We start from the raw sequence: 22,278 nt of genomic DNA, 5'->3' as shown, positions 1-22,278 counted from the left end.
TCAGCACAATTCGGTCCCCGAACTCTGGCTTGGTAGGCCGTACCCAGCGCGTTCATCCGCACATAGTGTCCTGGATCACACCCCATCGTCACCGAAAGGGCAACAAACGTGACCGGTAGCTACTTCGCCTGGGACCTCGCCGAACGCGGCGCTGCTCCGTGTGTCCGCGACGATTCGGTGTCGCTCGACTACGCCACGTTCGCACGTCGCGTCGAAGCGGTCGCCGAGCAGCTGTGCCGCAGCGGAGTTGTCGCGGGCGACGTCGTGGCAACGTTTCTGCCGAATCGCGTCGAGCTGCTGATCACGATGATCGCGGCCTGGCGGGTGGGTGCGGTTGCGACTCCGGTCAACCCGGCGTTCACCCCAGTGGAAGCGGCTTACCAGCTGGACGATTCGGGCGCGCGGATCGTTGTCGGCGGCCCGGACTGCACGTCGCCGGCACGTACCGTCATCGCACCGGAAGACCTGGCCGAACAGGCATCGCCGGACTGGCAGCCTCCGCGAAATCCGACGGCGTCCGACGACGCGCTGCTCATCTACACGTCGGGCTCCACCGGCCGGCCCAAGGGCGTGCGCCTCACGCACGCGAATCTGCTCTACATGGGATCGGCCATGGCCAAGCATCTTTCGCTCACCGAGCGCGATCACGCACTGCTGGTGCTACCGCTGTTCCACGTCAATGCGATCTGCGTCAGCTTCCTGGCTCCGATGCTTGCCGGTGGCCAACTGAGCATCACCGGAAGATTCTCGCCCGCGCGCTTCTTCGACGACACCGCACGACTTCGGCCGACGTACTTCTCAGCGGTACCGACGATCTACGCGTTGCTGGTCTCGCAACCCGGACTCACCGCGGATGCCGTTGCCTCCCTGCGGTTTGCGATCTGCGGTGCGGCACCGATCTCGAAGGAGTTGCTGGAGGTGGCCGAAAGGCGACTCGGCATTCCCATCGTCGAAGGCTACGGACTCACCGAGGGCACGTGCGCCTCGGCGTGCAACCCGGTCGACGGAGTGCGCAAGCTGGGCACGGTCGGACCCGCCTTGCCTGACCAGCACATCGCCATCGTCGACGCGGACGGAAACGACGTACCGACCGGCGAGATCGGTGAGGTGGTCATCTCCGGGCCGAATGTGATGCGCGGCTACCTGAATCGACCCGAGGCGACGAGCAGCACCGTGATCGACGGACGTCTGCACACCGGCGACGTCGGGCGACTCGACGCCGACGGCTACCTGACCATCGTCGACCGGATCAAGGACATGATCATCCGAGGCGGAGAGAACATCTATCCCAAGGAGATCGAGAACGCACTCGCCACCCATCCCGACGTGCTCGAAGTCGCGGTCGTCGGAATGCCCGACGACCTGTACGGCGAAGTGCCGGTCGCGTTTGTCGTTTCCTATCCCGATCGGATGATCACCGAGGGGCAGCTCATCGCGCACATCGCTGGTGCGCTGGCAAAGATCAAGTTGCCCAGCAGTATTCACGTTGTCGACGAGCTACCGCGCAACCCCGTCGGAAAGATCGACAAGCCATCCCTGCGAAGCAGCCTCAAAGATCCACTGCGCAGCAGCCTCAAGGATCCCCTGCCCACCTGAGCGAACAGATAGCGACCCACACGGCACCGCCCGGCGTCGTGGCGATACCCCATACCCGAACCCCCATACCCACATCAACTGAGGAGAGATCTGCCATGGGACTGACCCAACCCGACTTCCCGCCGGTCGACCCGGCGACCTTCCTGGACAAACCGTTCCTCGAGCGGCTGCGCATTCTCGGTGCGCATTGGGCCGAATACGGCTTCGGCACACCGAAAATGGTGCACCTGATCTATCTGGTCAAGGTGTTCGTGTTCTACGCCGGCGTCGGCATCACCATCGCCACCCTGACGTCCGGCCTCAATCCGCTGCACGTCGGCGAGTGGTGGAACGAGCCGATTGTCTATCAGAAGGCCCTGCTGTGGACGGTGCTGGTCGAGGTCCTCGGCATCGGCGGTTCGTGGGGTCCGCTGGCCGGGCACTTCAAGCCGATGACCGGCGGATTCCTGTATTGGCTACGGCCGCAGACGATTCGTCTGCCACCGTGGCCGGACAAGGTGCCGTTCACCCGTGGTGACACCCGCACGCCGTTCGACATCGCGGTCTATTCGCTGATCTTGGTGAATCTGGTTGTGGCCATCGTCCTTCCGGGTGTGAGCTCGACGTCGCTGGACTCCGTGGTCGCCGACAACGCTGGTCTGGTGAACCCTGTACTGATGTACCCGCTCATCGCGTTGATGGTGGTGATCGGATTGCGCGACAAGGTGATCTTCATTGCTGCGCGCTCGGAACAGTACCTGCCGGCGATCGTCTTCTTCGGCTTCCTGCCATTCGTGGACATGATCATCGCCCTCAAGTTGCTGATGGTCACGGTGTGGGTCGGGGCGGGTGTGTCGAAGATGGGACATCACTTCTCGATGGTGATCCCGCCGATGCTCTCCAACACACCGTGGCTGGGCAGCAAGGCGATCAAGCGCGCGCACTACCGCAACTTTCCCGAGGACATGCGGCCGTCGAAACTGGCCGGTGGCGTTGGCCATGTGCTGGGCACCATCGTCGAGATCGTCACCCCGCTGATCCTGTTGTTCTCCACCAACAAGTGGCTCACCCTCGGGGCCGTCGCGCTGATGGTGTGCTTCCACCTGTTCATCCTGTCGACGTTCCCGTTGGCGGTGCCGCTGGAATGGAATCTGCTGTTCGCGTTCGCCGCGATCTTCCTCTTCTGGGGCTTCCCGAACTGGGACGGCTTTGGCCTCACCGACACGTCGATGCCCTGGGCGATGGTGCTGATCGCCGCCGCCCTGTGCTTCTTCCCGATTCTCGGAAATCTGCGGCCCGACTTGGTGTCGTTCCTGCCGTCCATGCGCCAGTACGCGGGCAACTGGGCATCGGCCACTTGGGCGTTCGCGCCGGGCGCCGAGGAGAAGCTCGACGAGTTCGTCGTCCGCGGCGCCAAGAACACCCGCACCCAGCTGCTCGCCTCCTACGAACCGGAGGTGGCCGACGTGGTGATGCATCAGATGATGGCGTGGCGGTCGATGCACAGTCAGGGCCGGGCGCTGTTCTCGCTGATGATGCGCCATCTCGGCGACGACATCGACACCTACACGCTCCGGGAGGCGGAGTTCTCGTGTAACTCGCTGGTGGCCTTCAACTTCGGCGACGGGCATCTGCACGACGAGAAGATGATCGCCGCGCTGCAACGACGCTGCAACTTCGCTCCGGGTGAGTTCACGATCGCCTGGATCGAATCCCAGCCGATTCATCGGGGAACACAGCGGTTCAAGGTGATCGACGCGGCACTCGGCGTCATCGAGACGGGCACATATCGTGTCCGCGACGCGGTCGCCGAGCAGCCCTGGCTGCCCAACGGTCCCATCCCGTTCGAGGTGGACTGGACGCTGGACGTTGACGCTCGTCGCGCCGTCACCGATCCTGAGGTGGTGCGTGAACCGCAGATGCGCTCCAACGGTGTAGCTCAGACCCCCAACAAGGTGGGTCAGTGACCACTGCTGTGGTGGTCGGCGGCGGGCCCAACGGGCTCGCCGCCGCGCTCACGCTCGCCCGTGCGGGCGTGGAAGTGACGCTGCTCGAGGCATCCGACGAGATCGGCGGCGGTGCGCGTTCGGGTGAGCTGACGGTGCCCGGGGTCATCCACGACCACTGCTCGGCCTTCCATCCGTTGGGTGTCGGCTCGCCGTTCTGGGCCGAGGTGGGACTCGATCGTCACGGCCTGACGTGGCGGTGGCCAGAGATCGACTGTGGACATCCGCTCGACACGGGCGAGGCAGGTCTGCTGTACCGGTCGATCGAGGCCACCGCTGCCGGCCTCGGCGACGACGGACGCCGATGGGAGTTGATGTTCGGGGACCTCGCACGCAACTTCGACGCCCTCGGCGAGGATCTGCTGCGGCCCATCGTCAACGTGCCGCACCATCCTCTCCGTCTCGCCGCATTCGGCCCGCGTGCCCTGTTGCCGGCGACCGTGGCGGCACGCTGGTTCCGCACGGAGACGGCGCGGGCGCTGTACGGGGGCATCGCCGCGCACGTCTACACCCGTCTCGACCGACCGCTGACCGCGTCGCTGGGCCTGATGATCGCGGCGAGCGGACATCGCTTCGGCTGGCCGGTCGCCGAAGGCGGATCGGGCGCGATCACCGCTGCAGCGGCGTTTGCGCTGCGCGACGAAGGCGGCAAGATCGAGACCGGTGTGCGGGTCAGTGCTCGCGCCGACATTCCACCGGCCGACCTCGTGCTCCTGGATTTGTCACCAGCACAGGTTCTTTCGATCTACGGCGATCAGATGCCGGCCCGGGTACGACGCGCCTACAGCAAGTATCGGACCGGGTCGTCGGCCTTCAAGGTCGACTTCGCCATCGACGGCGACATCCCTTGGACCTGCCCCGATCTCGTCCGCGCCGGGACTGTACATCTCGGCGGCGACTTCGACGAGGTGCGCCACACGGAGACCCAGCGGGCGCAGGGCGTCATGGTCGAGAGGCCCTTCGTGCTGCTCGGCCAGCAATACGTCGCGGACCCGACGCGCAGCAACGGCTCCATCAATCCGATCTACGCCTATGCGCATGTACCCAATGGCTATGACGGCGACGCCACCGAAGCGATCGTCGGCCAGATCGAGCGGTTTGCCCCGGGCTTTCGTGATCGGATCGTCGCCACTCACAGCACCACTACCGCGCAGATGCATTCGTATAACGCCAATTTCGCGGGCGGCGACATCATCGGCGGAGCGAACGACGGGTTACAACTGCTGTTCCGTCCGCGTGCCGCCCTCGATCCGTACGCCATCGGTGTCGACGGCGTCTACATCTGCTCACAGGCAACCCCGCCCGGCGCCGGTGTGCACGGCCTGTGCGGGCACTTGGCGGCGCTGTCGGGACTGCGCCGACTGCGATGACGGGGCGGGATCGATGAGTGGCTCGAATGCGGGGCAGCAGGCCCGCGACCGTCTTGCCGAAGTGCCGATGAGCGCGAATGCCGACGTCCTCGAGCAAGTGGCGATCATCGCAAAGCAACTGCGGGAGAACGAGCCCGAGCTCGTTGCCGATCTCTCGGCGATGATGGCCCGGGAGATCGATCAGCTCGATACCGATCCCAAGCTGGTTGAGATGCTCGGCGCCAGCGTGCACGGAAATGTCTCCACGATCATCCATGTGCTTGCCAACGACATTCCGGTGGGACACCTGCAACCCACCACGGCGGCAGTGGAATACGCCATGCGTCTCGCCCAGCGCGACGTACCGTCGAACTCGTTGGTGCGCGCATATCACCTCGGACAGAACAGCGTCATGCGGTTGTGCTACCGCATGATCGAGGAGTTGTCGCTCGACGCTGACATGGCGATGGCGGTGACCCGACACGTTTCGGACGTGATCTTCGGCTACATCGACTGGATCACCCTCTACGTCTTCCAGGCATATGAAGACGAACGACGACGATGGTTCGGCACCGAGGGAAATGTGTTGTCCTCGACCATCCATCAGCTGCTGGACTCTGCCGATCCCGACGAGCGCTCCTTCGAGCGGGAGACCGGGTATCGCCTGGCGCAGAATCATCTTGCGGTGATCCTGTGGACACCCGACGACAAGGCGACAGACCTGCGGCAGCTGGATCGCACCGCCCGCGACATGGCGAGCCGGCTCCTACCGGAGGGCCCGCCGGTCATCACCGCGGTCGACCGATCGACGATCTGGATGTGGGTGCCGCTCGGCAGCCGGGCGCGCAGCGTCGACGCCGCGGAGGTCATGCAGAGAGTTCGCGTACCGGCGGCGACGCGAATCGCAATCGGACTGCCCGCCGGTGACATTCGCGGATTTCGTCGCAGCCACGAGCAGGCTCGCGCCGCCTACGCCATCGCGACGTTGCCCGGTGTGTCGACTCCGGTGGTGGGCTTCGGGGACCGAGGGGTTGCGGTGGTGTCGATGCTCGCCCAGGATCTCGAGACCACCCGTGCCTGGGTGCGTGAAGTCCTGGGAAGCCTTTCGGACGACTCCCCGAATGCGGCGATGCTGCGCGAGACACTGTCGGTGTTCCTGGCCACCAAGGAAAGTCACCTGCACACTGCCGAGCAGCTGAACTTGCACCGCAACACCGTCAAGTACCGCATCGGAAAGGCTCTTGCGGAGATCCCTTCCGGCCGTGATCGACTCGATCTCGCGGTTGCGCTGCTCGTGTGCGAATTCCTCGGTCCGGCCGTGCTGGCTTAGCCTGAATCCGTCGAAGAGTTCGGTGACCAACCCTCTGAACTGGGCAAGTACGCTTCCGTCGTTGCCGAAGAATCTAGGGGAAGAACTTCCTCCCCTAAGCTCCAAGAGTAGGGGAAGAACTTCTTCCCCTACTTTTCGTTGCGGACCAAGGCCGGACGAACATCCTCGTCCGAGTGCGCGTCAGCGTGTCGCGAACCCAGAAACCGCGTGTCTGGTCAGAAACCCGAGGCGCATCAGCGGTTTCTGACCGCAACTGAGGTTCCTGGCAACAAGTGCGGTTTCTGCGACGAGGCCACGGTCTTCCCAGCTCAGTGACCCTGCCTCCAGGTGACCGTGACCGGCACCTCGTCGTCCCACGGCTGACGGGTGACGAGATCTGCCACCTTCACATATCCGCGCTCGAACTCGCCGGTCGCGGCGTCGACGAGGCGGTACTCCTGCGTCTGTCGGTGAATCGGTTGCGCGTCGAGCAGGACGATCCGAACCTCACCCGGTTCGAAATGACAACGGCGTTGCAATGATTCGATGAGCTGCTCGTTGGAGAGATGACCGTCGCCGAAGTTCCAGCCCATCGCCGTGCTGCAAATCCGCTCACCATCGGTGAGAACGTATCCCGTCTCGTCGGCGGGGGACATCGCTCGATGCGCGAGCGTGAACAGCGCGCGCCCATGACTGTTGAAGGCGCGGAACGCATATCCCATGTACAGCGGGATCTGCGCGGCTTCGGGACTGCCGTAGAAGCGTTCGAGCTGGGCGGCCGGCATCGACGCGATCGCGACGATCCCGCTCTCGATCTTCGCCGACGCCGACGGTTTGATGCACCACAGTCCGGTGTCCCAGTTGCCCGCGTAGTAGCGCATGCCGGGCAGGAAGGACACCTTGCGGGGGAACAGATTTCCCACGATGACGGTGCCCGCGCACGCGGCGAAGAGCAGTATCGGCCACGGCGAGGTGAGATCGTCGAGCCCGATGTCGGCGTGACCGACAAAGATGGTCACGACCCCGAACATCATGAAGACGTTCCACTCGAGCGGGACACCCATCGGGATGGCCGACAGGATGCCGAAGTGGAAGATCAGCATGATGCATGCGGCGACGGCAGTGACCCAGCCGCCGTGGGAGAAGAACAGCACGATCGGGACGAGACCCTCGATGGCGGTAGAGAAGTGGGCGATCCAGCGCGCCCGACGCCCCGGTCGTAGGTCATCGGGGAAGTCTTCGAAGAACTTTCGCTTGATCGCCGGCGATCGCATGATCGGATTGTTGGACATCATCGTCGCGATAACGAACGGGAAATGCTTGTTCAGTTTCGACGTCGCGGCACCAACCCAGATGACGAGGAAGACGAGCTTGGCACCGATGATCATGTCGACACCGGCGAACAGGAAGGTCACACAGAACGCGCCGTAGACCTCACCGCGTGCAGCCAGGAACACGGTCTTGTCCCGTAGTCCGATCACGGCCAGCAACGCCACGATCGTCCAGATCTGCCATACCGGCAGTAGCCCGACGGATGAGTCGAGGTCGGGGATTGCGCCTGTTCCCGGACTGAACAGCGCGATCACGATCATCACCAGGAGGGCGCCATAGACCACCACGTCGAACGGTTGCCGGGTGTCGCCGGAGGTGAGCGGGATGTGTGGCCACGGTGGTTGCCGGATGGTCTTGCGCCGCAACCAGTAGAGGATCGAACCGAGTGGCGGGAAGAAGCGGTTGTTGAGCGGGCCGAACCCGCAGCCGAGGCCGACGACCTCGAAGAGCATCGTGTACAGCACGACCTTCTGGAAGACGATTGGCTCGTTGTACCAAGCGGTGACGTCGAAGATGCCGTCGATGCCCGGCGTGCTGATCACGATCAGCCACCCCACGACGATGTACGCGACGATCTTTCCGACGTAGAACAGGTGCAGCGCCACCGGCGTGCCGAAGCCGACCTCCGCCCAATGCCGGGCCATCGGTCGGATCTTCTCCGCCCGCGTCCCCTGGCTCCACGTCGGGAAGTCGATCTCCGGAGTGTTCTGCTTCAGGAATCCCACCCGAGTGAACCTAACAAACCAAGCAATCGCTTGGTCGGGGATTCGGTTGACCCGCCCCTGGCTGAGGGCGGCGATCTCAGGGAGCGGCGTGCGCCGCGGCCACCTCGGCGAATGCGCCGCGGTACTGTGCCGCGGGGTGTGACTCCGGGAGGCGGTCGCGCCCGGAGAGCTTGAAGCGGGCAGTGCCCGGCTCGTAATCGCGCTTGGCGAGCCCGCGGTCGCGCAGGACCGGCAACACGTGCTCGGCGAAATCGACGTAGCTATCGGGGATGGTGGCGTTGATGACGTTGATGCCGTCCACGCCGGCGTCGCGCCACTGTTCGAGGCGGTCGGCGATCTGCTCCGGTGTCCCGACCACGCGGCCGCTACGGCTGCGGAGTTCGGCGAGGTCGCGGACCGTGGGCTCGCGATCGGGCACTGCCTCGCGCAGCCACAGCAAGGTGCTCTGCGTGCCTTGCGTCTTGATCTCGCCGATGGGGGTGTCGAGGTCGTAGAACCCGAGATCGAAGCCGAGCCCGCCGGCCGAGTGGGCGATGATGGTGCTCGGATCGATGTAGTCGTCGAGTTCGCGCGCCTTGCGCTTCGCCTCCTCTTCGGTGCTGCCGATGACGAACGAAAGACCCTGGAAGAACTGGATATCCGACGGATCGCGGCCGGCTTCGGCAGCGAGCCGGCGGGTATCGGCGGTGAGCGCCTGCGCGGCAGCAGGATTGGGGGACACGATGAACTGCGCCTCGGCGTTGCGCGCGGCGAAGCGCCGTCCGGTAGGGGAGGACCCGGCCTGGAACAGGACCGGCGTGCGCTGCGGCGACGGCGCCACAAGGTGCGGACCCTCCACCCGGTAGTGCGCTCCGACGTGGTGGATCTTGTGGACGCGGTCGAAGTCGGCGTGGATACCCGATTCCTTGTCCTGGATGAGCGCGCCGTCGTCCCACGACCCCTCCCACAGTTTGTAGACGACGTCGACGTACTCCTCGGCCCACGCGTATCGGTCGTCGTGCGCGGTGATGGCGTCGCAGCCGAAGTTGCGCCACGCATTGCTCGACAGACTCGTCACGATGTTCCAGGCAACCCGACCGCCGGTGGCGTGGTCGAGCGTCGAGATCTTGCGGGCGAAGTCGAAAGGATGTTCCTGCAGAATCGAACTCGTGATCGCGATACCGAGGTGTTCGGTGTGCGACGCCAGGGCCGACGCGAGGACCAGCGGATCGTTGCTGGGGATCTGTAGGCCGGAGTCGACGAACTTCTTCCAGTCGCCCTGGTAGTCGTCGTATAGGCCGACGACGTCGGCGAAGAAGATGAAGTCGAAACGCGCCTGCTCAAGGGTTTTCGCCAGCTCGATCCAATGGGTGAGCGAGTTGAAATCGGTCTGTCGTGCCTCCGGCGCCCGCCACGCCCCGTGCAGGATGTGGGACGTCGTATTCATCACGAAGGCAGCGAAATTCAACGGTTTGGCATCAGACATGGCCGCGAGACTACGCATCCCCTGCTAGCCCCTGTCGACTTCAGATCACCATGACAGCAAGCGGTGCCGGGTGGCGTGTGCCCGCATAGCCTGTGTCCCCAGTCGGGCTGTGCCATGCGTGGCCGGCCATTTCCGTCCCCCCAAATTCCATTCACCGAGGAGTTTTCTGTGTTTGACCCTGTGCGCCGTTCGCGAGCGCTGCTGGCCGTGGCGCTGTCGGCGTGCGCGCTGCTGGCCGCGTGCGCCGCGCCCGAAACCGGCAACGGCCGATCGACCGGCGTGCCCGCCGCGCCCGGCGAGTACGTGACGGGTGGAACCATCGAGTACGGCCACGAGCAGGAGCCGCCGTGCATCCACGGCGGATGGGTCCAGAATGCTTACCTGGCACGGCAATACCTCGACAACCTGGTCTCCCTCGCCGACGACGGGCGCGTGGTGCCGTGGTTGGCGAACAGCTGGGACATCTCACCGGACCGGCGGACCTACACCTTCCACTTGAAGCCGGGTGTGCGGTTCAGCGATGGCACCGACGTCGACGCCGCGGCGGTCAAGACCACCTTCAACTCCTACCTCAACCCCGACAATCCGAACGGTACGGTCGTCTCCTACATCGGGCAGTACTTTGCCTCCGACGAGGCGATCGACAAGTACACCTATCGGTTGCATCTCAAACAGCCGTACAGCCCGCTGCTCACGGTGATCACGCAGGGCTACTTCGGGATTCAGTCGGCCAAGGCGCTGGCCCGCGGGACCAAGGCGAACTGCTCGGCCCCGGTGGGATCCGGTCCGTTCATCATCGAACGCTGGGATCGCAACCGCAGCATCACCTTTGTCCGCAATCCGAACTACAACTCGGCGCCGGCCAACGCGAGGCACCAGGGCCCGGCATACGTGGACAAGGTGATCTGGAAGTTCCTGAAAGACCCGGTACTTCGGTACGGCTCGCTCACCAGCGGATCGTCGGACGTGATCTACAACGTGCCCGCCATCAACTGGACGGCGGCAACACGGTCCTTCCAGACCCGCCAGTACGTCACACCCGGGCGCCCGAATGCGATCACGCTCAACGTAGCCAACAAGCCGTTCGACGACGTGCGTGTCCGGCAGGCGTTCGCTTTCTCCGCCGACCGCGAACGGGCCGTCAAGACAGCCTTTTTGGGCGTGGTGCCGTTCAACGCCAACGGCGCGCTCAGCCAGAGCACGCCGAACTACGACCCGCAATCCGGCGCCTACCCGTATGACCCGGCCCGAGCGAATGCGCTACTGGACCAGGCCGGTTGGACCGGACGCGACGCAGACGGCACCCGTACCCGCGGTACCGAACGTCTGACCGCTCGGGTGGTCTACGCGGCCGACGCGATCATCGGGCCCGAGGGCGCGGCGATCCTGCAGGACATCGCCTACCAGGCACGGCAGGTCGGATTCGACCTCACCCTCGTGCCCGCGACGCAGAGCGCCTACTTCGGCGGGCAGTACGCAAAGTCGAACACCTACGACGCGTACGTCGGCTACTGGACTAGTCCGACGCCGGGTCTGCTCTACATCAACTGGCGACAACGCCTGGAGGGCAACCCGAATCCGTACAACAACGCCTTCTACAACGATCCGCATCTGCAGCAGGTGATCGAGCAGGCCAACTCGTCGGCCGACCCCACCCAGCAGCAGGAACTGTATCGCCAGGCCCAACGAATCATCGGCGACCAGGCGCTTGCCATCGGCCTGTACACGCAGACCACATCGCTCGCGGTGGCGCCGAAGCTGCACGACGTGTGGATCGAGAAGTCCCAGGGCGGACCGGTGTTCGCGGATGCGAGGTTTGTGCGATGACGTTGTCCGACAGCACGATCGAGAAGGAAGCACCATGCTCTTCCACCGGTACCACGAGGACTGGGGAGGCGCGGTGGCGCCCATCGCCGACGGTCACGCGCTGGCTGGGCAAAATCGGATCGGGGGTCTTCGTCCTGTGGGCGGCGGCGACCGTCACCTTCTTCCTTCAGGTCCTCGCGCCCGGCGATCGCGCCACACTGCTGCTCAATCTGTCGTCGGGGCAGAGCCGCGAGCGCACCCCCGACGAGACCGCACCGATCAACGCGCAGTACGGATTCGACGATTCGATCTGGCAGCAGTACCTGCACTATCTGCAGGGTCTGCTGCACGGCGACCTCGGAACCTCCTACCAGTTGCAGGAGTCGGTGACCACGATCATCGCCGATCAGGTCGGCCCCACACTCGTCCTCACCTTCAGCGCACTCGTCGTCGCGTGGCTGATCGTGCTCGTGCTGACGACCCTCACAGCTGGGCGTCGGGGATTCTGGGGAGGCGCGGGATCGTTCATCGAGACCGTCAACGCCGGCCTGCCGCAGTACTGGATCGGCTCCATCCTGCTTGTGGTGTTCGCCATCAATCTGGGCTGGTTCCCGGTGGAGAGTGGAACGGGTCTGTGGGGCTTGGTGTTACCCGTTCTCACGCTCGCCATCCCACTGTCCGGCTTCCTCGGACAGATCGCGCGCGACGAGTTCGCCCGCGCGCTGGATCAGCCGTTCGTGCTGACGGCTCGCAGTCGGGGACTCGGAGATCTATCCGTGCGGTCGCGACATGTGCTGCGCCACTCCGTGCTTCCCGCGGTCACGGTGTCTGGCTGGGCGATGGGTGCGCTGCTGTCGGGCGCGGTGATCGCCGAGACCGTCTTCGCCCGTGCAGGTATCGGCCAAACCCTGGTGGCGGCGGCGAGCTCGCGCGACGTCCCGCTGGTCGGCGGGATCGTGGTCTTCGTCGCCTTCATCTACGTCATCGCGAATCTCGTGGTGGACGCGCTCTACACCGTGATCGACCCCAGGATCGAGGTCCCATGACGCTCATAGCACCCCGCACGAGAACCGGCACCGCGGCCGGGCCGTCGGACAAGGTCGGGCGCTGGCCGCTACCGTCGACAGTCACCGCCGCCGTCGTCGTGTTGGTCCTGCTGGTGGTGGCCACCGTCGCGCCGGCCCTGCTCGCGCCCTATGATCCGTACGCGATCAACCTCGACGCCGTGTTGTCGCCGCCGTCGTGGGCACATCCGTTCGGTACGGATCTCTCCGGGCGAGACCTGCTGAGCCGCATCATCTATGGCACCCGGCAATCGCTCGCGATCGGCCTTGGCGCGGTGGCGATCGCCTCGGTGCTGGCCGTGCTGCTGGGTATCGCGGCCGGACTGTCGAGCGGCGTCGCCCGCGCACTGGCCAATCGGTGGATCGAGGTGATGTTCGCATTCCCGACCGTCCTGCTCGGACTGCTGCTGGTGTCGGTCTTCGGACCCGGTCCCACGACCCTGGTGTTCGCGATCGGGATCGGCATAGCGCCCGGGTATGCGCGCATCGTGCGCGGCCAGGTGTTGGCGGTCCGCAACGCGCCGTATGTCGAGGCCGCGACCGCGATCCTCCACCCGCGGTCGCGAATCCTGTTCCAGCACATCGCTCCCAACGCGCTGCGGCCGATGATCGTGACCGTCACCCTCGGAATCGGACAGGCCATCATCTGGGCGTCGGGCCTCGCCTACCTCGGACTCGGTGTTCCGCCGCCGGCACCCGAATGGGGTGCGCTGCTCGACGCCGGTCGCACCTACATCACCGTCGCGTGGTGGTTGGAGATCTTCCCCGGCCTGGTGATCGTGGTGGTGGCACTGGCCTTCACCACTCTCGGGCGCTACCTCGGCAACCGACTGGAAGGAATCAAACGATGAGCGTCGACACTGCAGGACGCGTGCGCGCACCCAAGCTGGTGGACGTGCAGGATCTGCGAATCTCGTTCGGTGGCAAGGAGATCGTCAAAGGCATCTCCTTCGACGTCTCCGCAGGCGAATGCCTGGCCATCGTCGGCGAGTCCGGCTCAGGGAAGTCGGTGACCGCACGCACGCTCATCGGCTTGACCGGCGAAGGTGCTGAGATCGATGCTGCGACACTGACGTTCGACGGTCAGAACCTGCTCGGACGCACTGACCGGCAATGGCGCGGACTTCGCGGTGAGCAGATCGGCTTCGTCCTCCAAGACGCGCTGGTGTCTCTCGATCAACTCCGCACCGTCGGTAGCGAGATCGACGAGGCGCTCGGCAACTATGGAGTGCGGACGTCCGGTCGGCTGAACCGTGCGCTGCGCGAGGAGCGGGTGGTGGAACTCCTCGACCTCGTCGGCGTGCCCGAGCCGCGAGTGCGTGCGCGGCAGCGTCCGCACGAACTGTCCGGCGGCCTACGACAACGCGCGCTCATCGCGTCGGCGCTGGCTCGCGACCCGAAGCTGCTCATCGCCGACGAACCGACCACCGCGCTCGATGCCACTGTGCAGGCGCAGATTCTGGACGTGCTGGCCGAGGCCAAGGGACGGGGCAACGGGATCATCCTCATCTCGCACGACCTCGCTGTCGTCTCGCGGGTCGCCGATCGTGTTGCCGTGCTGAGGGACGGCGAGATCGTCGAATATGGTCCCACTCGTGATGTTTTGACCCGCCCGTCGCACGAGTACACGCGAAGTCTCCTCGCGGCCGTACCGTCGCGTGCGTCCAAGGGCACGCTGCTCACCAGCGGGGACACCCTGCCGGCCGCACCCGCGCCGGCCCACGATCGGCCGCTCGCGCTGCAGGTCCGCGACCTGCACAAGACGTTCACCGGCAAGGCACGCACCCAGAAGGCGGCGGTCAACGGCGTCAGCTTCGACCTCGAGCCGGGCAAGACTCTGGGCATCGTCGGCGAATCCGGGTCTGGCAAGTCCACCACGGCTCGCATCGTGCTGGGCCTGACGACACCCGACGAGGGGAGTGTGGAACTCAACGGCCGTCCGTGGAGCGCACTGAACGATGCGCAGCGTCGGGCGTCGCGGCACCTGATCTCGGTCATCTACCAGGACCCGCTGAGTTCCTTCGATCCCCGCTGGACCGTCGAACGAATCCTGCGTGATGCGTTGCGTGCCGGACGCGGCCCCGGTGTCGACGTCGACGCCGCGGTCTCGAAACTTCTCGACCAGGTCGGCCTGTCCGACGAGTTCCGTACACGCCACCCGCTCCGGTTATCTGGCGGTCAGCGGCAGCGCGTGGCGATCGCTCGTGCGCTCGCACCCGAGCCGTCGGTCATCGTGTGCGACGAGCCGGTGTCGGCGCTCGACGTCTCCATCCAGGCCCGCATCCTCGATCTCCTCGCGCGCCTGCAGGCGGAAACCGGCGTCGCACTCGTGTTCATCTCGCACGACCTCGGCGTCATCCACCACGTCAGCGACGACATCCTCGTCATGCGCGACGGCGAGGTGGTGGAGTACGGCACGGCCGACGCCGTCTTCGAGACCCCGCGCCACCCGTACACCCGCTCGCTGCTCGATGCCGTGCCGCGGATCGACGCCGGGGAGCTGGTGGCCTGACGCCCCACCGCCGGCTGCAGCCTGCGTGAGGCCCTCCCGATGGCTGAGGTGCGAGCCTGCGAGCCTCGAAGACCCTGGTGAGATGACATTGTCGTCTCACCAGCCCTTCGAGGCAGGGAGCGGTAGGTGCTCGGCTGGCGCCTCGGGCACCTCGGCTCAAGGAGCGGTGTCGGCAGTCAGGCTCGCCACAACCGTGGCTACACGACGCGCACGGGTCTCGTCCTTCTTGGCGTCGGCCACTGACCGCGCGTGCTCCTTGCGCTTCGTGTAGGAGAGCCGATCGAAGGCCGCCCCGAGTGCAGGGTCGGTAGAGAGCGCCTCGGCCAGCGCCGGCGGGACGTCGACTTCGCGCGGGGCATCGTCGAACGTGATTGTGACATCGACCTTCTCACCGATCTCGACACCGAGTTCGGTCCGTGCGGCCTTGCTCAGGCCGATCATGTTCTCGCCGCCCATCCGGGCCAGACGCGCGGCGCGCGACGTGCCGGCGATCGTGATCGTGACTGGGAAGGCCTTCGATCCACCTCCCAGCGCCGCTGCTTGCTCGTCGGTCAGGATCACGGCCGCGGCGGGTCCGCGCGGCTCCAGCACCGTGGTCAAGGTGAGCTGTTCGGTCGCCGGCATGATCATCTCCTCGGTCCGCGCATGTCCGTCCCTCGAGTGTGACCAATCCGCGGGCTCATGTCATCGAGCCGCCGCAAGCGATCCCCTTCATGGTGGTAGTGCCGGATCATTTCGGCGTGAGGTTACCCTTAGTTGAGCTTGCCAAATACGTGGCGGCCCGACGCGAAGGGGTGGAACGGATGAGTCGAGGGTTCAACGGCGCGGTCATGAAGGCGTTCGGCGCCCGCGACCACGTCGCAACCGTGACCGATATCGGTGAGGTGACCTCGCACTGCATCAGACTTCGATTCCGCTCCGACACCCTGTTCGACGAGGCGCTACCCGGTCCCACGTGCTTCGTCCGCGGGTGGTTCCCCGACGGTGAGGGCAAGGAGTTCCAGCGGGCATATACCTTCTCCGAACAGAACCCGGAGACCGGTGAGTTCGCGCTCGACTTCGTCCTGCACGAACCGGCAGGCCCGGCGTCGAAGTGGGCGGCAGCCGCAACCCCCGGCGACCAACTGTCCATGATGTCGATGAGTTCGCGCCCGTTCGAGATCCCCGCCGAGAACCGCCCGCACGGGTACCTGCTGATCGGGGATTCTGCGTCGATCCCGGCGATCAACTCGATCATCGAGATCGTGCCCGACGACATCCCCGTCGAGGTGTATCTCGAAGAGCACGGACCCGCCGACCACGAGATTCCGCTGGCCACCCACCCGCGCGCCCGGTTCCACTGGGTACATCGTGACAGCCCGGAAGCCCTGGCCGACGCCATCGAGACCCGCGACTGGTCCAACTGGTACGCGTGGGCGGGACCGGAATCCAACTCGCTCAAGGCCATTCGCAAGCGGCTCAAGGACTTCGGCTTCCCCCGGTCGGAGACCCACGCACAGGCGTACTGGGCGCAGGGCAAGGCCATGGGCAAGGAACGCGACCCGGAGGAACTCGCGGCCGAGACCGCCGTCGAGACCGTGGAAGCACCGCCCGCCGAACCGGCGGCGGAACCACCGGCCGAGCCCAAACCGGCCGGCCAGTGGCGGGCCAATTCGGCCGGCAGGCTCATCGCCCCGCTCAAACGGACGCTGATCCTGGCGGGCATCCTGCAGGCCATCGTCACGATCCTGGGGTTCGCCCCGTATCTCCTACTCGTCGAACTGGGCAGGCGCCTGCTCGACGACGCACCCACCTCCGAACTGTGGTCGGTCGGGATCCTGGCGGTCGTCTTGCTGGGCGTGTTCGCGCTCCTCGACTCGGCGCTGCAACTGTGGCTGCACGGAGTCGACGCGCGATTCTCCCGCGACCTGCGTGGACGACTGCTGACCAAACTCGCCCGGCTGCCCCTGGGCTGGTTCACCGCACGCAACTCGGGCAGCATCAAGACCCTCATCCAGGACAACACCCTCTCGCTGCACTATCTGGTGACCCACGCGGTCATCGACGCGGTCGCCGCAGTGGTCGCGCCGCTGGCCGTGCTGATCTACCTGTTCACTGTCGACTGGGGTGTCGCACTGTTCCTGCTGGTGCCGGTGCTCGGCTACGTCATCACGATGTACCGGATGCTGATCCAGTCCAGCGCCAAGATTCCGCTCTCGCAGGCATGGATCGAACGGATGAACGGCGAAGCCGCCTCGTATCTGGACGCCCAACCGGTGATCCGCGTCTTCGGCGGGGTGATGGCGTCGAGCTTCCGCCGCAACCTCGACGACTACATCGACTTCCTCGAGGGCTGGCAACGACCGTTCGGACGCGCCAAGACCACGATGGATCTCATCACCCGGCCCACCACCTTCCTGTGGCTGATCGCCGCGGTGGGCACGTTCTTCGTCATCTGGGGCTGGATCAACCCGGTCGACTTGCTGCCGTTCCTGTTGCTGGGCACCACGTTCGGCGCCCGGCTCCTCGGCATCGGCTACGGGCTGGGCGGGCTGCGGGCGGGCATGATCGCGGCGCGCGACATCCAGAACGTGCTCGACGAACAGGAACTGACCACGCACGTCGCCTCGACCCAGACCCCCGGTACTCCAGGTGAAGTCGTGTTCGACACCGTGACCTTCGGCTACCGACCCGATCTGCCGGTGCTGCACGACATCTCGTTGCGGCTCGCGCCAGGGACGGTCACCGCGCTGGTGGGGCCGTCGGGGTCGGGCAAATCGACGCTGGCCGCGTTGCTCGCGCGTTTCCACGACGTGGACGCGGGCAGCATCAGCGTCGACGGCTGCGACATCACCACGATGGAACCCGACGAGCTGTACCGCCACCTCGGCTTCGTGTTGCAGCAGACGCAGCTGGTGTCGGCGACCGTCGCGGAGAACATCGCACTGGCCAAGCCCGACGCCACGGCAGAACAGATCGAGGCGGCTGCCCGCGCCGCCAACATCCACGACCGCATCTTGCGTCTGCCCCGGGGATACGACACCCCACTCGGGCCCGACGCGGCGCTGTCCGGCGGCGAACGACAACGTCTCACCATCGCGCGGGCGCTGCTCGCCGACGCGCCGGTGCTGATCCTCGACGAAGCCACCGCGTTCGCCGATCCGGAATCGGAATACCTTGTGCAGCAGTCACTCAGCCGCCTCGCGGCCGGACGCACCGTGCTCGTCATCGCGCACCGGCTGCACACCGTCACCGGAGCCGACAACATCGTGGTGCTCGACGCCGGACATGTCGTCGAGACCGGAACCCACGGTGACCTGATGGCGGCGGGTGGTCGCTACCGCGCGCTGTGGGACGCCACCGAAGTGCCGACCACCTCCGCGGACGCCACGATGGGAGCTCAGCAATGATCCGCACCATCCTGACCCTGCTACCGGTCACCAGCCGTCCGGTCATCGCGCGGTTCGTCGTACTCACGGTCGTGTCGGTGATCGCGCGCGCCATCGGTGTCGTGGTGCTCGTGCCGCTGATCTCGGCGCTCATCGACGGAGACCACGATCGGGCGTTGACCTGGCTCGGTGTTCTCACCGTTGCCACGGTGATCGGGTGGGCGGTCGACGCGACGGCGTCGCGATGCGGTCACGACCTCGGCTTCACCCTGCTGAACAGCGCGCAACATGGTGTCTCCGAACGACTCTCGCGTATTCGTCTGACCTGGTTCTCCGCCGACCACACCGCCACCGCACGACAGGCAATCGCCGCGACCGGCCCCGACCTGGTGGGTCTGATCGTCTATCTGGTGGTCCCGATGTCGGGTGCACTGCTGGTGCCCATCGCCATCGCCATCGCGCTGATCCCGGTCGCCTGGCAACTCGGCGTCGTCGCACTGATCGGCGTGCCCCTGATGTTGGGGGCGATGTGGGCGGCCGGCGCGTTCAGCCAGCGGGCCGACCACGTCGCGGATGCGGCCAACACCCAACTCACCGAGCGGGTGGTCGAATTCGCTCGCACGCAGCAGGCGTTGCGGGTGTCGCGCCGGGTGGAGAACGAGCGGAGCCTCGCCGGCGAAGCACTGGCCCGCCAGCACGGCGCGACCGTCCGGCTACTCCTCATGCAGATCCCCGGACAGTTGCTTTTCAGCGTCGTTGCCCAGGTGGCACTATTCGTTCTGGCCGGCACCGCGGCCTGGCTCACAGTCAGCGGCGAGATCGGAAGCGCGGAGGCCGTGGCGCTGATCGTGGTGGCCGTGCGCTACCTCGAACCGTTCACCTCGCTCGCCGAACTCGCACCGGCGCTCGAGACCACGCGACTCACGTTGCGTCGCATCAAGACCGTGCTCGACGGCCCGCTTGTCACCGCCGGTGACCAGACTCGCGTCGCTTCCGGAGCCCCGAGAGTCGAGTTCGAGAACGTCACCTTCGCTTACGCCGGCGACGCAAAACCGGTGCTGCACAACCTGAACCTGGTCCTCGAGCCCGGTACCACGACGGCTGTCATCGGGCCGTCCGGATCGGGTAAGAGCACCATCCTCGGGTTGATCGCGGGTCTTTACCAGCCCGACGCCGGGCGTGTCCTGATCGACGGTGTGGATGCCGCAACGCTCGATCCGGAGGTACGACGCACCTTGACCAGCGTCGTGTTCCAGCAGCCGTATCTCATCTCCGGGACCATCGAGGAGAACATCCTGGCCGGCGATCCGACGGCGGAGCCGGCAGCAGTCTCTGCGGCAACCGCTCTTGCTCGGGTCGACGAGATCACCGTCCGACTGCCCGACGGCTTGTCGTCGCAGGTCGGTGAGGGTGGTGCGGTGCTGTCGGGCGGCGAGCGGCAGCGCGTCAGCATTGCGCGCGCACTGCTGAAGCGGGCGCCGATCCTGCTGATCGACGAGGCGACCAGCGCACTCGACAACGAGAACGAGCGGGCCGTCGTCGACGCGCTGTCGGCGGACACTGTGACGCAGACCCGCGTCATCGTCGCGCATCGGCAGGCGGGCATCCGCCGAGCCGATCGGGTGGTGTTCCTCGAGGACGGGACGATCGTCGAGGACGGCAACCCCGACGAGCTGCGGGAAGCGGGTGGAGGATTCGCGCAGTTCTGGGAGCACCAGGGTGCGACCGCATCGTGGTCGCTCACCGCGACGCAGTAGCCTGGCCCCATGAGTGTGAGCCCCACGGTGCCCGTGGTTGTGGCAGGTCTGATCGGCGGTTACGGCGCGGCGCGGTTCAGTGGCCGACGCGAACTCGGTGGGGTCGTTCTCGCCGCCGCCGGTGCGTACTGCACCCGCGAATGGGCGCGCCAGAGTCCGGCCGTCGCCGGCGGTCTGTTGGCCACCTACCTCGCTGCGTTTGGGGCGTCGCATCCGCTGGCGAAGAAGATCGGCGCGTGGCCGTCGGTGTTGGCGGTGACCGGTGCGACTGCCGCGACGACGTATGCGGTGACCTCGCGGGCGTGAGGGAGTTGGCATGAGCGATCCGGACGAGCTGATCTGGCAGGTGTACGACGGCCTGCCCAGGGCGGCGCCCGGTTCGGTCGAGACCGCCGCGTTGCTGCTGCGACTGGTGGGCGAGTTACCCGAAGAGCCAACGGTTCTCGATGTGGGCAGCGGGCCAGGTGCCGCCACGGTACCACTCGCGCAACTCACCGGCGGAACGGTGACGGCCGTCGATCTGCACGAACCCCTTCTTGCCGAAGTGCAGCGTCGGGCCGCGGAAGTCGGTGTCACCGAGCGGGTCAAAACGCTCGCCGCGTCGATGGACGCGATGCCGATTCCCGCCGGTTCGGTGGATCTGCTGTGGTCCGAAGGTGCCGCGTACATCATCGGATTCGACACCGCACTGGCAACGTGGCGGCCGCTGCTCGCCGACGACGGCGTCGTCGTGGTGACCGAGGCCGAGTGGATGACCTCGGAACCGGCAGCGGCGGTGCGGGATTACTGGAATGCGGGCTACCCGGCGATGCGCACAACCGCGCAGAACGTCGCCGCGATAGCGGATGCCGGCTGGACGCTGTGCGCGACTTATGTTCTCCCCAAGGCTGATTGGGCGACCTACTACGGACCGCTGAGGACCCGGCTCGACGACCTGACGCGAAGTGGGGTTCCTGCCGAATCCTTGGCACCGTTTCGCGAGGAGATCGCGATGTGGGAACGTCACGGCGACGAGTTCGGCTATACCGCATACGTACTGCGACCTGCGACGGTCGTGACTCAGTGAGGAGTTGTCATGGAGGTAGCCGGCAAGGTCGCGATCGTGACCGGCGGCGGTGGCGGCATCGGGAGTGCGATCGCCCGTGCCCTCGTCGCCCGTGGTGCGCGGGTGGTGGTCACTGATCTCGACGCGGCGTCGGCCTCAACCGTCGCTGACGCCTTGGGCGCCGACGCGGTATCGCTCGCCGGCGACGCCGCCGACCCGTCGCACATCGATGCCGTGGTTGCACTCGCCGAGAGCGAATTCGGTCCGGTGGACCTCTATTTCGCCAACGCGGGCATCGGCAGTGGCGGTGGCGTCGACACCGAGGACGCGGTCTGGGATCTTGCACTCGATGTGAATCTGATGGCCCACGTACGTGCTGCCCGCCGACTGGTGCCCGGCTGGGTGGAGCGTGGCGAGGGCTACTTCATCAGCACTGCGTCGGCCGCCGGTCTGCTCACCCAGCTGGGCAACGCGACGTACGCGGCCACCAAGCATGCCGCCGTCGGCTTCGCCGAGTGGCTCAACATCACTTACGGCGATAACGGAATCCGGGTGAGCTGCCTGTGCCCGATGGGCGTTGACACCGCACTGTTGCGACCCAAAGACGCTGTGGTGCAGGCAGATCAGGCGCTTATGCAGCGTGCCGTCGAGACCGCAGGTGCGGTGCTGACACCCGACGTCGTCGCCGACGAGGTGATGGCGGCCATCGCCGACGAGCGATTCCTCATCCTGCCGCACCCCGAGGTGCTCGACATGTATCGGCACAAAGGCACCGACTACGACCGCTGGCTACGCGGTATGCGGCGGTTCCAGCGTTCGTTGAGCTGACTCGAAGAGTTGGGTGACCGACGCTCTGACCTGGGAAAACGCCGCAGTGGTCTGTCCCTGAAAATAGGGGAAGAACTTCTTCCCCGGGGTTCACAGTCGTCCCCTAGAAATTCTTGGGGGAGGACTCCAAGAGTAGG

At 65.9% G+C, this 22,278-nt stretch carries 16 protein-coding genes; 13 read left to right on the top strand and 3 right to left on the bottom strand.

Annotated features, from left to right (window positions below; all coding sequences use genetic code 11):
* Nucleotides 1-108 precede the first annotated feature (108 nt).
* The 4 genes from MKW15_RS17430 to MKW15_RS17415 all read left to right on the top strand — a co-directional run bounded on the left by MKW15_RS17430 (nucleotide 109) and on the right by MKW15_RS17415 (nucleotide 6,260).
* Entirely contained in the window at nucleotides 109-1,596 is a 1,488-nt protein-coding gene (locus MKW15_RS17430) for a class I adenylate-forming enzyme family protein (RefSeq protein WP_240860400.1), read from the top strand.
* A 95-nt stretch (nucleotides 1,597-1,691) separates the two neighbouring features.
* A complete protein-coding gene (locus tag MKW15_RS17425; RefSeq protein WP_240860398.1) occupies nucleotides 1,692-3,542 on the top strand; it encodes a DUF3556 domain-containing protein in 1,851 nt (616 codons plus the stop codon).
* Nucleotides 3,539-4,951, top strand: coding sequence for a phytoene desaturase family protein (locus MKW15_RS17420; protein WP_240860395.1), 1,413 nt, complete (start codon nucleotides 3,539-3,541; stop codon nucleotides 4,949-4,951). Before MKW15_RS17425 ends, MKW15_RS17420 begins: the two co-directional genes overlap by 4 nt.
* A 13-nt stretch (nucleotides 4,952-4,964) precedes the next feature.
* The gene (locus MKW15_RS17415; RefSeq protein WP_240860392.1) at nucleotides 4,965-6,260 is read left to right on the top strand and encodes a PucR family transcriptional regulator; all 1,296 of its coding nucleotides are present in this window, start codon (nucleotides 4,965-4,967) and stop codon (nucleotides 6,258-6,260) included.
* Between the two features lie 308 nt (nucleotides 6,261-6,568).
* Here the strand turns inward: MKW15_RS17415 and MKW15_RS17410 are convergent, their stop codons facing one another.
* Together MKW15_RS17410 and MKW15_RS17405 are read right to left on the bottom strand one after the other, a co-directional pair.
* The gene (locus MKW15_RS17410; protein ID WP_240860390.1) at nucleotides 6,569-8,296 is read right to left on the bottom strand and encodes a DUF3556 domain-containing protein; all 1,728 of its coding nucleotides are present in this window, start codon (nucleotides 8,294-8,296) and stop codon (nucleotides 6,569-6,571) included.
* Nucleotides 8,297-8,372: 76 nt separating this feature from the next.
* The gene (locus tag MKW15_RS17405; protein WP_240860388.1) at nucleotides 8,373-9,761 is read right to left on the bottom strand and encodes an LLM class flavin-dependent oxidoreductase; all 1,389 of its coding nucleotides are present in this window, start codon (nucleotides 9,759-9,761) and stop codon (nucleotides 8,373-8,375) included.
* Between the two features lie 168 nt (nucleotides 9,762-9,929).
* Here MKW15_RS17405 and MKW15_RS17400 point away from each other — a divergent pair, with 168 nt between their 5' ends.
* From MKW15_RS17400 to MKW15_RS17385, 4 genes are read left to right on the top strand one after another with little or no spacing between them, the layout of a single operon-like run.
* Entirely contained in the window at nucleotides 9,930-11,588 is a 1,659-nt protein-coding gene (locus MKW15_RS17400; protein ID WP_240860387.1) for an ABC transporter substrate-binding protein, read from the top strand.
* Nucleotides 11,585-12,613 carry an ABC transporter permease gene (locus tag MKW15_RS17395; RefSeq protein ID WP_240860386.1) on the top strand — a complete coding sequence of 343 codons (1,029 nt, stop codon included), beginning with the start codon at nucleotides 11,585-11,587 and terminating at the stop codon, nucleotides 12,611-12,613. Before MKW15_RS17400 ends, MKW15_RS17395 begins: the two co-directional genes overlap by 4 nt.
* On the top strand, nucleotides 12,610-13,482 hold the full coding sequence (locus MKW15_RS17390; protein ID WP_240860385.1) for an ABC transporter permease: 873 nt from the start codon (nucleotides 12,610-12,612) through the stop codon (nucleotides 13,480-13,482). Before MKW15_RS17395 ends, MKW15_RS17390 begins: the two co-directional genes overlap by 4 nt.
* The gene (locus MKW15_RS17385) at nucleotides 13,479-15,143 is read left to right on the top strand and encodes a dipeptide ABC transporter ATP-binding protein (RefSeq protein WP_240860384.1); all 1,665 of its coding nucleotides are present in this window, start codon (nucleotides 13,479-13,481) and stop codon (nucleotides 15,141-15,143) included. Before MKW15_RS17390 ends, MKW15_RS17385 begins: the two co-directional genes overlap by 4 nt.
* Nucleotides 15,144-15,299: 156 nt before the next feature.
* On the opposite strand, the gene MKW15_RS17380 is transcribed toward MKW15_RS17385, so the two are convergent.
* Nucleotides 15,300-15,767, bottom strand: coding sequence for a YdeI/OmpD-associated family protein (locus MKW15_RS17380; RefSeq protein WP_240860383.1), 468 nt, complete (start codon nucleotides 15,765-15,767; stop codon nucleotides 15,300-15,302).
* A gap of 179 nt (nucleotides 15,768-15,946) precedes the next feature.
* Here MKW15_RS17380 and MKW15_RS17375 point away from each other — a divergent pair, with 179 nt between their 5' ends.
* From MKW15_RS17375 to MKW15_RS17355, 5 genes are read left to right on the top strand one after another with little or no spacing between them, the layout of a single operon-like run.
* The gene (locus tag MKW15_RS17375; protein ID WP_240860382.1) at nucleotides 15,947-18,532 is read left to right on the top strand and encodes an ABC transporter ATP-binding protein/permease; all 2,586 of its coding nucleotides are present in this window, start codon (nucleotides 15,947-15,949) and stop codon (nucleotides 18,530-18,532) included.
* Nucleotides 18,529-20,268, top strand: a complete 1,740-nt coding sequence (locus MKW15_RS17370) for an ABC transporter ATP-binding protein (RefSeq protein WP_240860380.1) — start codon at nucleotides 18,529-18,531, stop codon at nucleotides 20,266-20,268. The genes MKW15_RS17375 and MKW15_RS17370 overlap by 4 nt, the downstream gene beginning before the upstream one ends.
* Nucleotides 20,269-20,277: 9 nt before the next feature.
* On the top strand, nucleotides 20,278-20,574 hold the full coding sequence (locus tag MKW15_RS17365; RefSeq protein ID WP_240860378.1) for a hypothetical protein: 297 nt from the start codon (nucleotides 20,278-20,280) through the stop codon (nucleotides 20,572-20,574).
* Nucleotides 20,575-20,584: 10 nt separating this feature from the next.
* On the top strand, nucleotides 20,585-21,334 hold the full coding sequence (locus tag MKW15_RS17360; protein WP_240860376.1) for an SAM-dependent methyltransferase: 750 nt from the start codon (nucleotides 20,585-20,587) through the stop codon (nucleotides 21,332-21,334).
* A gap of 9 nt (nucleotides 21,335-21,343) precedes the next feature.
* On the top strand, nucleotides 21,344-22,141 hold the full coding sequence (locus MKW15_RS17355; RefSeq protein ID WP_240860374.1) for an SDR family oxidoreductase: 798 nt from the start codon (nucleotides 21,344-21,346) through the stop codon (nucleotides 22,139-22,141).
* Nucleotides 22,142-22,278 lie beyond the last annotated feature (137 nt).

Source organism: Gordonia gummivorans (genome assembly GCF_022513585.1).
Taxonomy (GTDB): Bacteria; Actinomycetota; Actinomycetes; order Mycobacteriales; family Mycobacteriaceae; genus Gordonia.
Note: the sequence above shows the minus strand (reverse complement) of the source record. Positions and strands in the feature narration are given on the sequence as shown.